Origin of the sequence: Rothia kristinae, assembly GCF_016028855.1 — a bacterium.
GTDB classification, from domain to species: domain Bacteria; phylum Actinomycetota; class Actinomycetes; order Actinomycetales; family Micrococcaceae; genus Rothia; species Rothia kristinae.
On record NZ_CP065738.1, the window covers coordinates 378,951 to 393,219 of the forward strand.

Here is a 14,269-nt window from a genome sequence, read left to right on the forward strand (position 1 = left end):
CACGACGAAGGAGATCCACCATGACCGAACAGCAGTTCGATCCCCATCGCCCCTCCACCACCGAGACCGGCGTGCCGCGCCAGTCCGACGAGTACTCGCTGAGCGTCGGCGCCAACGGCCCGCTGCTGCTGCACGACGTCGAGCTGGTCCAGAAGCTGGCCCGCTTCGACCGCGAGCGCGTCCCGGAGCGCTCCCCGCACGCGAAGGGCTCCGGCGCCTTCGGCGAGCTGGAGATCACCGAGGACATCTCCGCGTACACCTACGCGAAGTTCCTGCAGAAGGGCACCAAGACCCCGATGCTCGCGCGCTTCTCCACCGTGGCCGGTGAGCTGGGCTCCCCGGACACCTGGCGCGATGTTCGCGGGTTCTCGCTGAAGTTCTACACCGAGGACGGCAACTTCGACATGGTCGGGAACAACACGCCGATCTTCTTCATGCGCGACCCGATCAAGTTCCCGGACTTCATCCACTCGCAGAAGCGCACCGCCGACTCCGGTCTGCGCAGCGCCAACATGCAGTGGGACTTCTGGACGCTGTCCCCGGAGTCGGCCCACCAGGTCTCCTACCTCATGGGCGATCGCGGGCTGCCGCGCAGCTGGCGGCACATGAACGGGTACTCCTCCCACACCTACATGCTGGTCAATGCGGAGGGGAAGAAGACCTGGGTCAAGTGGCACTTCATCTCCGAGCAGGGCGTGGAGAACATGACCAACGAGGAGGCCGAGCGGCTGGCCGGCTCCGACGGGGATTACCACCGCCGGGACCTGTTCGACGCGATCCAGCGCGGGGAGTACCCGTCCTGGTCCGTGGAGATGCAGTTCATGCCCTACGAGGACGCGAAGGACTACCGCTTCAACCCCTTCGACCTGACGAAGGTCTGGCCGCAGAAGGACTACCCGCGCCACAAGGTCGGCCGGTTCACCCTGAACCGGAACCCGGAGAACTTCTTCGCCCAGATCGAGCAGGCGGCCTTCGCCCCGGCCAACATGGTCCCCGGCACGGGGCTGTCCCCGGACAAGATGCTGCTGGGCCGGGTGTTCTCCTACCCGGACGCCCAGCGCCACCGCATCGGCACCAACTACAACCAGCTGCCGGTCAACGCCCCGGTGGTGCCCATGAACTCCTACGACAAGGAGGGCTTCATGCAGTACCACCACTCCGGTTCGGCCGCGCCGTACGCCCCGAACTCCTACCGCTCCTACGTGAGCAAGGAGGAGTCCCGGGTGGACAACGGCTGGGAGGCCGACGGCGAGCTGGTGCGCGCCGCGTACACCCTGCACGCGGAGGACGACGACTTCGGCCAGGCCCACACCCTGGTGCGCGAGGTCTACGATGACGCCGCCCGCGAGCGCCTGGTGAACACCGTGGCCGGGATGATGGCCGACGTCGAGGAGCCGGTGCTGTCTCGGGTGTTCTGGTACTGGAAGAACATCGACCAGGAGGTCGGCGAGGCCATCGAGAAGAAGGCCAAGGAGCACCGCGGGGACGACGTCCCCGGCGCCTGATCGCCGCCCCCACGGCTCTGACCCTCCCCGGTCCTGAAGCCGTATGACCGGAAGGCCCCCGTCTCCCGTCCCCGCCTCGCGCGGGGGTCGGGAGGCGGGGGCCTTCTCGCGTGCCCGCGCGGCGGCGGGCCGAGGCTCGGGCCGCGGGATGTCCGCGCCTCAGAGACGGTCCTGCATGGCCGCCAGCTCCAGCAGCTCCCGGACCTGCTCGATGGGCAGCACGGCCGAGGGACTCAGCGCGTTGATGCGCACGTGTCCGGCGCCGGCGTCCACGGCCAGCTGCAGGGCCTGCCGGGCGGGGGCCGCGCGCAGGGTCAGCTTCGGGTCGATGGCGGCGGCCTCGGGGGCAGAGGTGAACAGCAGCATGGTCTCCGGGGTGGAGCCGTCCTCGGTCTGCACGCAGAGGGGGTAGGCGTCCTCCCCGGGGCCGTCCAGGGCGACCAGCAGTCGGGCGTCGGGGGCGATGAGGCTGCCGAGCAGCCGCGGCATGGACTCCTCGAGCAGGGCCTCCTTGGCGGTGTCCAGGTGCGGGGCGGCCAGGGCATCGGCGATCAGGGCGCGGTCCAGCCGGCAGCTGGCTCGCCCGTTGGGCTCCACGACGATCCCGTCGCAGGCAGTCTCCTCCAGCATCTGGCGCAGGATCTGAACCCCGGGGCGGGCCTGGGTGCGGAAGTCGGTGCCGGTTCCCCCGACGGCGTGCAGGGCGCGGGCGGTGTCCTCGGTGGCGAACACCGCCAGCAGGGTCGCCCCGTCGGGGCCCTGTACGGTCTGCAGCCGCAGGGTCGAGCCGGGGCCGATCCGCTCGCCCCGCGGACCGGGGATGAGGTCCGAGCCGGAGATGTCCAGCAGCGCCTGCCCGCCCATCAGCGCGCGCAGCACGTTGAGCTGGGTGCGGTGCTCGGGGCGGCGCCCGTAGTGCTCCAGGGCCTGCAGCAGGTCGGGATTCTGAGCGGGACCGGTGGTCGGCTGCGCGGCGGCGGGGGGAGTCTCAGCGGGCGCCGCGCTCCCCGGTGTCCCGCCGTCCGCGGTCCCGCCGTCGGCCGCAGCCTCCGGCTGCGCGGCGTCGGACCCCGTCTCCTCGGGGACGGCCGGGGGCACGGCGAGCCCGGCCTCCTCCAGCCGCTTCGCCATCCACGCCGGCAGCGCCTCGGCGGTGCGGGGGTAGGCCCGCAAGTCCTGGGCCAGCGCCGCGGCGGTGGCCTCCTCCCCCGGAAGCCAGGAGGCGGGCTCCTCCTCATACTCGGCGTCCAGACCCACCTGGTACTGCGGTTCGGGCCAGCCCTGGGCGTCGATGACGATGCTCGCGGACAGCCACGCCCCCGTGTCCGGTTCGTAGGAGGCCGCACGCAGCTGCTCCAGCAGCGGCACCACGGTCGTCGCGGGCCCGACCGCGCCGGTGGAGCCGACCAGCTCCTCGCCGTCGCGGATCTCGCTGATCCGGGCCAGGTAGGAGCCCGGCGAGGACCAGGCGGGGGCGAAGTCCGCGATGAGCTGGTCCCAGCCCGGGGTGGTCTGGGTGGAGGAGAGCAGCCAGTGCCCCAGGGTGTTGACCGCCTCCTGGACGCGCTGCTCGCGCTGCTGCTGCCCGGGACGCTCGGTGAGGCGGTGGCTGGGGGTGGTGGACATGGCTTCTCCTCGCGGATGCGCTGGCCGGTGGACTCGCCTTCCGAGCCTACACAGCGCACACCCCGCGGACCCCCTGGGAACCCGGCCCGCGCGGGGCATTCCTTGCTAGCCTGTCCCCATGACCAAAACGCTGCAGGATCTGATCGACGAGGCACTGTTCATCTCCACCGAGCACCAGGCGCGCCTGGCCGAGCTCACCGGGGATTCGGACTGGGACGTGGACTTCTCCGCGCCGTCGTTCACCCTGCAGGCGGACCCCTCCGTGTCCCTGACCCCGTCCCTGCTGGGCACCGAGTCCGAGCAGCGCGGCTCGTGGATCTGGTCCTGGCAGGAGCTGGGCCACTTCCCGGACGCCGTGGTGGCCGCGGCGGTGCAGGCCCGGGAGACCGGCGAATCCCTGGGCGTGCAGGAGCTGGCCACGGATGAGCTGATCCTCTCCGAGGGCCTGGCCCGGCGCCTGACCCTGGCGGCCAAGGCCGTCACCGGCATCTACGCCCACTACCCGGCCACCGCCGGCGGCGGGGTGCGGGCCTGGTTGCTGCTGGACGGCCCGCAGTTCGAGCTGCCCGAACCCACCGTGCAGCGGATGGGCCGGGTCATGGCCCAGGCCCTGCAGACCGGCACCGCGGTGCACCACCAGCGCGCGGTGGATTCCTACGCGCGGCTGCGCGGGGCGCACATCACCTGGGACACCGAGGCCTGCGCGGTCATCACCGCGGCCGACGGCGCCCTGCGGCTGTGGTTCGACGACCAGCAGATCACCGGCATCGAGGCCGCCGAACCCGTGGTGGATTCCCGCGAGCTGGCCCGCTGCGCCCGCGCGGCCGCCGAGCATCGCCAGCGTCTGCGCGAGGAGGGCCGTGAGGCCCTGCGCCTGGCCGCCGCGGAGGGCGAGCGCCAGCGCCGGGCCCGCGAGCAGGAGGAGGCCGAGCGGGTGGCCCGCACCCAGGCCGCCCTGGTCGAGCAGGAGGACGAGCGCGCCGTGGCCGCCGCCGCGGACCGCGCGGCGGAGGAGGAGCCCCTGCCGGAGCGGGTGGAGGAGCTCTCCCCGCGTACCGCCGCGACCGCGAGCACCGAGTCCGCCCAGCCGGAGGGCGTGCGCCGGGCCGAGACCGGCGGGGAGGGCGCGCCCTTCGACCACTCCCCCCGCGCCGACGCCGAGCCCGGCCTGGTGGCCTCCTCCCCCGTGGATGCCGACGAGGCCCAGCCGCGCACCGACCAGCACACCCAGGTCCCCGCCGCGGAGCAGGAGCCCGCCGAGGCCCCCGCCCGCCGGCAGGAGGAGCGGCAGCCTCGCTGGGAGGCCGAGGAGGCCACCGGACGCCACGAGGTCGTCCAGGAGTACGCGGAATACGGGGAGGACGCCGAGGAGCTCACCGAGACCCCGGGGCGCGATGCCGAGCAGGAGCCGGAGGAGAACCTCACCGCCCTGGAGCGGCTGCGCCGGGCCAACGCCCAGGCCGGTCCGCAGGAGGCCGGGCGCACCCGCCGCGAGGAGCGGGCCGAGCAGGAGCCGGAGTACGTGGTGGAGGACCAGCAGCAGGAGGAGCAGCAGCCCAAGGGCAGGAAGAAGGGCTTCTTCAGCCGCTTCCTCGGCCTGTAGACCCACCCGCACCCGCGCACCACAGTGCACAGGGGCCCCGCGAGCGGATCCGCTCGCGGGGCCCCTGTGCACGGGTGAGCCCTCGGCTCACCCGCCTGCGGCCGGGCTCAGGCCTGCCGGTGCACCACCGCGTGGGCGAAGCTCTTCAGGGCCTCCTTGACCGTGGACTCCGGCAGCGGGGCCAGGGCCTCGATCGCGTCGTCGGCCCACCGGTAGGCGATGCGCCAGGCCTGCTCGGTCACCGAGTGCGCGGCCAGGGCCGCCACCGCCTCGGCCAGGGCGGTGTCCTCGGTCAGGTCCCCATCGATCAGCTCCACCACGTTGGCGGCCTCCGCGTCCCCGTCTGCAGCGGCCTGGCGCACCAGGATGCTCGGCAGGGTCGCCACGCCCTCGCGCAGGTCCGTGCCGGGGGTCTTCCCGGAGGTCTCGGCGTCCGCGGTGACGTCGATGACGTCATCGGCCAGCTGGAAGGCCACCCCCACCAGCTCGCCGTAGCGGACCAGCACCTGCACGATCTGCTCCGGGGCCCCGGCCAGGGTGGAGCCGTACTCGCAGGCCGCGGCGATCAGGGAGCCGGTCTTGCCCTCGATGACCTTGATGTAGTGCGCCAGCCGGTCCTCGTCCGCGGCGGGCCCGGAGGTCTCGTGCAGCTGCCCCAGGACCAGCCGCTCGAAAGTCTTGGCCTGGATGGCCAGGGGCCGGGCGCCCAGCTCGGAGACGATCAGGGAGGCCCGGGAGAAGATCAGGTCACCGGTGAGGATCGCCACGGAGTTGCCCCAGATCCGGTGCGCGGCGTCGGTGCCGCGGCGGGTGGCGGCCTCGTCCATGACGTCGTCGTGGTACAGGGTGGCCAGGTGGGTCAGCTCGGTGACCACGGCGGCGTCCAGCACGTCCCCGGTGATCTCGGCGGCGCCGGCGGCCCGGGCGGCCAGCAGGGTCAGCAGGGGCCGGACCCTCTTGCCGCCGGCCTCCAGCAGGTGCCGGGCGGCGGTGTCGGCCAGCGCGTCCGTGTACCGCAGGGCCTCGCCCAGGCGGATCTCGACGTCGGCCAGGCCCTGCAGCACGTCCGGGCCCAGGGCCTCATCCTGGGCGATCAGCTCGAAGCCGGCCGGCAGCGCGATGCCCCCGAAGCCGGGGAACTCCTCCCGCCCGGCGGCGTCGGCGCCCTCCCCGGGCAGGGTCTGGTCCGGCTCGGTGTGTCCGGGGGTGGCTGCAGTCACGGTATCTACACTCATCTGTCGTCGGGGAACGGATCGGCCGGGCCGGTGGTGGCGGGGGCTCAAGGGGCGGTCGGTCGACCACCGGCCATCTTAGCGGGTGGAGGTGGGCGGGGTCAGGGCCTCCAGGGCGTGCACCAGGCGGTCCGTCGTGGTCCGCGGGTGCTCCGGGGTGAGGTTGGCCATGATCGCCACGGCCAGGCGCATCAGGGCGGGGGCGCGCATGCCCGCGGCCAGGCCGGCCCGCATCACGGCCGGGTGCCCGATCAGCTGGGCGCAGGCCCGCCCGAGGGTGAAGTGCGAACCCCACGCGCCGCGCAGCAGCTCCGGGTACCCGGCCAGGACCCGCTCCCGCTGGGCCGGGCCGTTGGCCCGGGCGGCGTCGTCCACGAGCTGCGCGGCGCACCGGGCGGATTCCATCGCGTAGGAGATGCCCTCCCCGTTGAAGGGGGACACCATGCCCCCGGCGTCACCCAGCAGCAGCAGGCCGGGCAGGTGCAGCGGGGTGCGGTTGAACCCCATGGGCAGGGCCGCGCCCAGCACCCGGCCCTCCCGGTGCTCGGGATCCAGCTGCCACTCCGGCGGCATCGCGGCGGTCCACCGAGCCAGGACCTCCCGGTAGTCCAGGGTGCCGAAGTGCTCGGAGGTGTTCAGGATGCCCAGACCCACGTTGGCGGTGCCGTCGCCGACGCCGAAGATCCAGCCGTAGCCGGGCAGCAGCTCCCGTCGACCGGAGCCGGGCTCGGCCCCGTCCAGCTCCAGCCAGCCCTCCATCCAGTCCAGCTCGCTCAGCGGGGAGTGGAAGTAGGTACGCACCGCGACCCCCATCGGGCGGTCGTCGCGCTTGGCCAGTCCGGCGGCGACGGCGGTGCGGGTGGAGTTGCCGTCCGCGGCCAGCACCAGCTGGGCGAAGTGCTCCTCGGTCTTCTCAGTGCGCCGCCCGCGCTCGTCGTGCACGCGCACCCGCACCCCCACGATCCGCTCGGGGTCCCGCAGGTCCGCGGGCGTCAGCCCGGAGGTGCCCGTATCGGTCTGGCCGGCGCGGATCACCTCGTGGACCGCGCGGCCCTCCAGGATCCGGGCGCCGGCGGCGCGGGCGTGGGCGGCGAGGTCCGCGTCGAATCCGTAGCGGGTGCGCACCAGGCCGTAGCCGGGGAACTCCCCCTGGGATTCGAAGGGCACGTCCACCCGGCGCCCGGCCGCGCGCAGGCGCAGGCCGCGCTGGCGGCGGTAGCCGTGCTCGGCGTCGTGGGGCAGTCCCATCAGCCGCATCTCGCGCACGGCCCGGGGGGTCAGCCCGTCCCCGCAGACCTTCTCCCGGGGGAAGCGGGTCTTCTCCAGGACGGTGACCTCGTGGCCCGCGGCGGCCAGCCAGTACGCGGCGGTGGAGCCCGCCGGGCCGGCGCCGGCGATCAGGATGCGCACCGGGCTACGCCTTCCTCGCCCGGTGCAGGGCGACGACGCCGCCGGTGAGGTTCCGGTACTGGACCCCGGCCCAGCCGACCTCGCGGATCTGAGCGGCCAGGGTCTGCTGATCCGGCCAGGCCCGGATGGTCTCGGCCAGGTACGCGTAGGACTCCGGGTTGGAGGAGAACATCCGCGCCAGCGGCGGGAAGGCCCGCATCAGGTACTCGCGGTAGATGAAGCGGAAGGGGGCCAGCAGGGGGGTGGAGAACTCGCAGATCACCAGGGTCCCGCCGGGCTTGGTCACCCGCAGCAGCTCGGCCAGGGCCGACTGATGCTCGGCGACGTTGCGCAGCCCGAAGGACATGGTCACGGCGTCGAAGGAGGCGTCGTCGAAGGGCAGGTCGGTGACGTCGGCGCGCACGAAGTCGATGTCCGGGTGGCGTCGGCGCCCCTCGGCGAGCATCCCCTCGGACAGGTCCGCGGCCACGACCTCGGCCCCGGCGTCCCGGTAGGGCACGGAGGAGGTCCCGGTGCCGGCGGCGACGTCGAGGATGCGCTGACCCGGGCGGGGGGCGAGGGCCTCGACGGTGCGTCGGCGCCAGCCGCGGTCCATGCCCAGGGACAGCAGCGCGTTCATGAGGTCGTAGCGCGGGGCGACGCCGTCGAACATCGCGGAGACGTCCTCGGACTTCTTGGTCAGGTCAGCTCGGTTCACGTGTCCCATTGTGGCAGACCGGGCCGAGACCCCAAGATGTTGCACTCGGTGCACCGACCTAGTTAGGCTGAGCGCCATGTCCTCCCCCGATCGGCGCGCCCAGCGGCGCGAGAGCACCCACCGCGCGATCGCCGCCGCGGCGCTGCAGCTGATCGTGGAGCAGGGCGCCGAGGGCCTGTCCGTCGCGGAGCTGGCCCGCCGCGCCGGGGTGTCCCGGCGCACCGTGTTCAACCACTACTCCTCGATCGAGGAGGCGGCCGTGGCCCAGACCCTGCGGGAGCTGGACGAGCTCAGCGAGACCATCCCCCTGCCGCAGATCCCCGACGACGCCGCCCTGCCCGTGGTGGTGGCCCGACTGGTGGAGGCCTTCGTCGCCAGCCCCGCCTCCCTGGAGCTGATCCTGCGACTCCCGGCCCTGTCCCGGGAGCTGCGCAGCCACCCCGCGGTGGCCCAGTGGGGTCAGCGCACGGTCGAGCACGCCGTCGGCATTCTCACCGAGCGCACGGCGCGCCTGCGTCCGGGCGCCGATCCGCTGCAGGTGCGCATCCTGTGCCTGTCCCTGGTCGCCGCCTGCGCGGCGGCCCTGGACGATCCGGCCCGCTGCGCCGGACCGGGCGGGGCGCCCCCGGAGGACATGGGGCGGCTGCGCGAGCGCACCCTGGGGGCGCTGCGGCTGCTGGCCGGGCTGCCCCCGGATCTCGGCGCCCCGGCCGACTCGAGCTGAGTCCGGCCCTCCCCCGGCCGCGCTCGCCCACCCCGGGCCGCGCCCCACCGCCTCTCACCGCATCTGTCTCCCGTCCCGCGAATCGAAGGAAGTCCACCCCGTGGCAACACTCCTGTATAAGATCGGGCGCTTCGCCTCCCGCAAGGCCTGGCTGGTCATCGTGATCTGGCTGCTGGCCCTCGGCGGGGCGATCGGCGCCTACTCCGCCTTCCACACCCAGCTGAGCACCTCCTTCACGCTGCCCGGGTCGGAGACCCAGCGGCTGCAGGATGAGCTGAAGGAGAAGCTGCCCGACGCCAGCCACGGCACCGGGCAGATCGTGCTGAGCACCGACGACGGCAAGGCCTTCACGGACCAGCAGAAGACCGAGGTTGCCCAGGCCCTGGACAAGGTCTCGGACGTGGACGGCGTCGCCTCCGTGATCAACCCGTTCCAGTCCGAGCAGTCCCTGTCCGACGCCAAGAAGCAGCTGGACTCCGGCAAGCAGCAGCTGGACGAGGGCCGCGCGCAGCTGCAGGACGCGCAGCAGCAGGTCTCCGATGGGCGCACCCAGCTGCAGCAGGCCCAGCAGCAGCTGGACGAGCAGCGGCAGAAGCTGCCGGACGACGCCCCGGAGCAGGCCAAGACCGCCCTGGACGACCAGCAGAAGCAGCTGGACGCGAGGAAGAAGGAGCTGGACGAGGCCGCCGCGCAGATCCAGCCGAAGGCCGACGAGCTGAACACCCAGCAGAAGAACTACGAGCGCAACCTCAAGCTGTGGCAGTACTCCTCCGAGGCCAACAGCGTCTCCGATGACGGCTCCACCGCGCTGGCCATGGTCCAGTTCGACGACCCCATCGAGAACGTCTCCGATGAGACGAAGTCCGGGGTGATGGACGCGATGACCAGCTCCTCGATCGACGGGGTGCACGAGAACTTCGATCAGAACATCGCCCAGACCATCGGCGGGCTGGCGGGCCCGGGTGAGATCATCGGCGTCGTCGTGGCCCTGGTGGTGCTGCTGGTGATGCTGGGGACCCTGGTGGCCGCCGGCCTGCCGATTATCGCGGCCCTGCTGGGGGTGGGCATCGGCGTGCTGGTGACCATGTCCCTGTCCAAGGTCGCCGACATCCAGCAGGTCACCCCGATGCTCGGGATGATGCTGGGCCTGGCCGTGGGCATCGACTACTCCCTGTTCATCCTCAACCGGCACCGGAGCAACCTGCGCGAGCGCATGGAGCTGCACGAGTCCGTGGGCGTGGCCGCCGGGACCAGCGGCAACGCCGTGGTGTTCGCCGGCACCACCGTGGTCATCGCGCTGCTGGCCCTGAACGTCATCGGGATCCCGTTCCTGGGCGTGATGGGAACCACCGCGGCCCTGTGCGTGGTGATCGCGGTGCTGGTATCCGTGACCTTCACCCCGGCGATGCTGGGCCTGGTGGGCACCCGGGTGCTCAACCGCACCGAGCGCACCTGGTACCAGGGCACCGGCGGCAAGCACGCGCAGCGACGCAGCGAATCCGAGGCCCGCGGCTGGGCCGGATTCGTCACCGGGCACCCGGTGCTGGCCGGGCTGGGCGCGATCGTGCTGCTGGGGGTCCTCGCGATCCCCACCGCCTCGATGCGCCTGGGCCTGCCGGACGGCTCCACCGAGCCCGAGGACTCCACCCAGTACCGGGCCTACCAGACCGTGCAGGAGAAGTTCGGGGCCGGGGCCAACGGCTTCGTGCTCGTGGTCGGGCAGCTGCCGGACGGCCTGGATGAGACGGCCGCGCAGGACAAGGAGCTCGCGGTGGCCGATGAGCTGAAGAAGCAGGACGACGTCGTCTCCGTGGTCCCGGCGGGGATCTCCGATGACCGCTCCGTGGCCGTGTACCAGGTGACCCCGAAGGAGGGGCCCAGCGCGCAGTCCACGGTGGATCTGGTCAACCGGCTGCGGGATCTGTCCGCGCAGACGGAGAAGGACGAGGACGTCAGCCTCGGGGTGACCGGACAGACCGGCGGCAACATCGACGTCTCCTCGATCCTGGCCGAGGCCCTGCCCAAGTACATCGGGATCGTGCTGGGGCTGAGCTTCCTGGTGCTGATCCTGGTGTTCCGCTCCATCCTGGTGCCGCTGACCGCGACCCTGGGCTTCCTGTTCTCCCTGCTGGGGGCTTTCGGCGGGGTCGTGGCTATCTACCAGTGGGGCTGGCTGGGCCCGGTGTTCGGGGTGCATGACCCGTCCGTGGTGCTGTCCTTCCTGCCGACCCTGCTGGTGGGTATCCTGTTCGGCCTGGCCATGGACTATCAGATGTTCCTGGTCTCCGGGATGCGCGAGGCCTACGTGCACGGGGCGGACGCGCGTTCGGCGGTGGTGCGCGGGTACAACCACTCGGCCCGGGTGGTGGTGGCCGCGGCGATCATCATGCTCAGCGTGTTCGGCGGCTTCGTGTTCTCCGAGCTGACGATGATCCGTCCCATCGGCTTCGGCCTGGCCTTCGGGGTGCTGCTGGACGCCTTCGTGGTGCGCATGACCCTGATCCCGGCGCTGCTGCACCTGCTGGGTGAGAAGGCCTGGTGGCTGCCGAAGTGGCTGGACCGCATCCTGCCGAACGTGGACGTGGAGGGTGCCGGCCTGGAGCGGAAGCTGGAGGGTCGGGACGAGCACCTGGCCCAGAAGGCGGCCCAGGATGAAGCCCAGGGCGAGAAGCAGAAGGCCGCAAGGGCCTGACCCGGCGAGTCCTGCGCGCGCGGGACGGCGAGAGCCCCGGATCCAGAAGGGTCCGGGGCTCTCGCCGTGTCTGCGGTGTCGGGTCAGGCGGGGCGGGCCGGTCCCCGGCGGGGGCAGGGCCGGGCCGGTCAGACGCGGGTGCGGGGTCAGGCAGGGTGGGCCAGGGCGTCGTGGAAGGGGCGCAGGTCCGCCCGGGAGCCGCGCACCTCGATGACCTCGATCCCCTCCTCCGGCTCCCGCAGGGCCGCGCGCAGGGCGGCGACGTCATCGGCGCGGACGTAGCGGTGGCCGAAGCCGCGCACCAGGTGTTCCAGGTCCGCCCCGTGCGGGGTGGAGAAGAAGCGCTCGAAGGCGTCGGCCCACCCCTGATCCTCGGCGACCTGCCCGTGCTCCAGGGTGGTGAAGATGCCGCCGCCGTCGTCGTTGAACACCACGATCTGCAGGCGCGGGCGCGCCTCGCGGGGCCCGAGGTTCAGGGAGCCGAGGTCGTGCAGGAAGGTGAGGTCCCCGACGAGCAGGCGGACCGGGACGCCCAGGCCCAGGCCGATGCCGGTGGCGGTGGCCGCGGTGCCGTCGATCCCGGCCAGGCCCCGGTTGGCCCACACCCCCGTCAGGGCGCGGTCGGGCGCGGGGGCGAGATCCGCGTCGCGCACGAGGTTGGAGGAGCCCAGGACCAGCGCCGACCCGTCCTGCTCGCAGGCCCGGGTCACGGCCGCGGCGACGGCGGGCCCGGTGGGGAGCTGCCCGGCGGCGGCCAGCCGCTCGATCCGGGCGGCCAGGGCGGCGTCGGCGTCTCGCCAGGCCCGTAGCCAGCCCGGTTCCCCGGTGCCGGCGAAGGCCGCGGCCTCCGCGAGGGTGCGCACGGGCATCTCGGGGCGACGGCGCGGGTCGGCCCAGGCCACGGGGCGGGGCAGGTAGATCACGGCGTCGGTCTGCGGGTCGGCGAGCAGGCGGGTGACCGGCCGGGAGAGGGTGGGCCGACCGAAGAGCACGACCCGCTCGATCCGCCCGCCGAGGCTCTCCTCACCCAGCAGCACCCGGTAGGCGCCGATGGCGTGGGTCCCGCTTCGGGCGTTCGAGGACGGTTCGGCCAGCAGCGGCAGCCCCTGGGCCTCGGCGAAGTCCCGGGCCAGCGGACCGGCCCCGTCCCCGGCGATGACGACGCTGCGCCGCAGCATATCGGCGGGCCGCTCCGGGGTCTCCCCCGAGGCTCTGTTCCCCGCGGCCGCCCCCTCGTCTGCCGCGGGCTGACCCTGGGGCCCGGGCTGGTTCTGGAGTTCTGGCCGGTCCTGGGGCTCCGGCCGCCGACCGGCGGTCACCGAGTTCGTCGAGCGCGCAGCCGGGGGGCGCGCGGCGTCGGCCACGACGGCCTCGAGGGTCGGGTCCGGCAGCGTGGGGGCGGGCTCGGGCTCGAGGCCGGTCACGCCGTCGGCCCAGGCGCGCAGGATCTGGCGCATGCGCCGGTTCGGGTGCAGGGGCTCGTCGAAGGCGCAGTTGATCTGCACGGGGCCGCGAGGCCGCAGGGAGGGCTGGGTCCAGTCCTCGGGGTCGCGACCGGTCAGGGCGGCGAGGGCGTCGGTGAATCCGGCGGTCTGCGGGCCGGGGGTCTGCTCGGGGTAGTCGGTGAGGTCCACGCCGACCCGCACGTGGGTGCCGAAGATGCCGGGCTGGTCCGTGGTCTGGTTGGCGCCGGTGCCGCGCAGCCGCGGGGGCCGGTCCGCGCTGAGCACGGCCAGGGGGACCTCGGCGTGGTGGGCTTCCATGACGGCCGGCAGCAGCTCCCCGACCGCGGTGCCGGAGGTGGTCACCACCGCCGCAGGCGCGCCGGTGGCCTTGGCCAGGCCCAGGGCGGTGAAGCCGGCGGTGCGCTCGTCGATGCGCACGTGCACCTGCAACGCCCCGGCGTCGGCGGCGGCCGCCAGCGCGTAGGCCAGGGGCGCGGACCGGGAGCCGGGGGCGATCACCGCGTGCCGCATCCCCGCGCGGATCAGCGAGTCCAGGACGGAGACGGCGGTGAGGAACGCGTCGGGACGCTGATCGGGGGCGGGCTCGGCTTCAGGGGTCACCCGCGCCAGTTTACGCGGGCCCGCACCCCGCCCGACGACGCCCACCATCTTCCCCCTGGCATCGACCTCTTCCGCCGGCCTTCCATTGCCCCGTCCTCCCATCGCCGCCGCCCCGCCGACGTCGGATGCCTCGACGCCGCGCCCCAGATCCGCGGTCTCCGTCCTCTTGAAATTTCAGCAGGCTCGGCAGGCTGCACCCTGCGGACCGCCTGAAATTACAGCACCGCCAACGGGAAATGACCCGCAGAAACTCTTGAAATTTCAACGTCCTGGAGGCAGAGATGATCTTCCGAAACTCTTGAAATTTCAGTTTCCTCGACGACGCTTGAATTTTCAGTTCCCGCGACGGGGAATCTCCTGCGAGAGGCTTGAATTTTCAGCGCCGGCGACGGGAGCCATCCGGCCGGGCCCTTGAAAATTCAGCAGGCACGGGGGGTGAAGGCCTGTGGGGGAGTTGAAAATTCAGCTGGCGCGGGTGTAGCTGAATTTTCAGGAAACCGCGAACAACACATCGAGGGGGTGCCTGTTGAAAATTCAGGTGACGCCTCCCCTCCCGCCGGCGGCTCAGTCGCACCGCTCCTCGGCGGCGCAGCGGCCCCCGCTGCCCCGCGACGGCGAGGTCGCCACGACGGCGGGCCGACCGTGGCAGCGGAAAGCGGTCGGCCCGTGAGGGTCACAGCCGCCGCGGCCGGTCGGACGGACCTACCGAACCGG

Annotated in this window: 9 protein-coding genes; 4 read left to right on the forward strand and 5 right to left on the reverse strand. The window is 72.8% G+C overall.

Features of this window, described 5'->3' with window-relative positions; genetic code table 11:
* Positions 1-20: 20 nt before the first annotated feature.
* Positions 21-1,505, forward strand: coding sequence for a catalase (locus I6G21_RS01710; RefSeq protein WP_058730733.1), 1,485 nt, complete (start codon positions 21-23; stop codon positions 1,503-1,505).
* Between the two features lie 159 nt (positions 1,506-1,664).
* Here I6G21_RS01710 and I6G21_RS01715 read toward each other — a convergent pair whose 3' ends face one another.
* Entirely contained in the window at positions 1,665-3,131 is a 1,467-nt protein-coding gene (locus tag I6G21_RS01715; RefSeq protein WP_129357753.1) for an SseB family protein, read from the reverse strand.
* A gap of 118 nt (positions 3,132-3,249) precedes the next feature.
* Between I6G21_RS01715 and I6G21_RS01720 the strand changes: the two genes are divergently transcribed.
* Positions 3,250-4,734, forward strand: coding sequence for a DUF6882 domain-containing protein (locus I6G21_RS01720; protein WP_129357752.1), 1,485 nt, complete (start codon positions 3,250-3,252; stop codon positions 4,732-4,734).
* A gap of 107 nt (positions 4,735-4,841) precedes the next feature.
* Here I6G21_RS01720 and I6G21_RS01725 read toward each other — a convergent pair whose 3' ends face one another.
* The 3 genes from I6G21_RS01725 to I6G21_RS01735 form a co-directional block, all read right to left on the reverse strand.
* Positions 4,842-5,969, reverse strand: coding sequence for a polyprenyl synthetase family protein (locus I6G21_RS01725; RefSeq protein WP_129357751.1), 1,128 nt, complete (start codon positions 5,967-5,969; stop codon positions 4,842-4,844).
* 75 nt (positions 5,970-6,044) lie between these two features.
* Complete coding sequence (locus I6G21_RS01730; RefSeq protein ID WP_058743764.1) at positions 6,045-7,376, reverse strand: geranylgeranyl reductase family protein; 1,332 nt, start codon at positions 7,374-7,376, stop codon at positions 6,045-6,047.
* A gap of 4 nt (positions 7,377-7,380) precedes the next feature.
* Entirely contained in the window at positions 7,381-8,082 is a 702-nt protein-coding gene (locus I6G21_RS01735) for a demethylmenaquinone methyltransferase (protein ID WP_058731829.1), read from the reverse strand.
* A gap of 67 nt (positions 8,083-8,149) precedes the next feature.
* Here I6G21_RS01735 and I6G21_RS01740 point away from each other — a divergent pair, with 67 nt between their 5' ends.
* Both I6G21_RS01740 and I6G21_RS01745 read left to right on the forward strand, forming a co-directional pair.
* A complete protein-coding gene (locus I6G21_RS01740) occupies positions 8,150-8,797 on the forward strand; it encodes a TetR/AcrR family transcriptional regulator (RefSeq protein ID WP_129357750.1) in 648 nt (215 codons plus the stop codon).
* A 100-nt stretch (positions 8,798-8,897) separates the two neighbouring features.
* Positions 8,898-11,489 carry an MMPL family transporter gene (locus I6G21_RS01745; RefSeq protein ID WP_129357749.1) on the forward strand — a complete coding sequence of 864 codons (2,592 nt, stop codon included), beginning with the start codon at positions 8,898-8,900 and terminating at the stop codon, positions 11,487-11,489.
* A gap of 146 nt (positions 11,490-11,635) precedes the next feature.
* On the opposite strand, the gene menD is transcribed toward I6G21_RS01745, so the two are convergent.
* Complete coding sequence (gene menD, locus I6G21_RS01750) at positions 11,636-13,555, reverse strand: 2-succinyl-5-enolpyruvyl-6-hydroxy-3-cyclohexene-1-carboxylic-acid synthase (RefSeq protein WP_165869985.1); 1,920 nt, start codon at positions 13,553-13,555, stop codon at positions 11,636-11,638.
* Between the last annotated feature and the right edge of the window lie 714 nt (positions 13,556-14,269).

Excerpts from the sequence above, each read along its gene's own strand:
- I6G21_RS01715 (WP_129357753.1), bottom strand. The coding sequence starts at position 3,131 with ATGTCCACCACCCCCAGCCACCGCCTCACCGAGCGTCCCGGGCAGCAG.
- I6G21_RS01720 (WP_129357752.1), top strand. The coding sequence starts at position 3,250 with ATGACCAAAACGCTGCAGGATCTGATCGACGAGGCACTGTTCATCTCC.
- I6G21_RS01735 (WP_058731829.1), bottom strand. The coding sequence starts at position 8,082 with ATGGGACACGTGAACCGAGCTGACCTGACCAAGAAGTCCGAGGACGTC.
- I6G21_RS01725 (WP_129357751.1), bottom strand. The coding sequence starts at position 5,969 with ATGAGTGTAGATACCGTGACTGCAGCCACCCCCGGACACACCGAGCCG.
- I6G21_RS01710 (WP_058730733.1), top strand. The coding sequence starts at position 21 with ATGACCGAACAGCAGTTCGATCCCCATCGCCCCTCCACCACCGAGACC.
- I6G21_RS01740 (WP_129357750.1), top strand. The coding sequence starts at position 8,150 with ATGTCCTCCCCCGATCGGCGCGCCCAGCGGCGCGAGAGCACCCACCGC.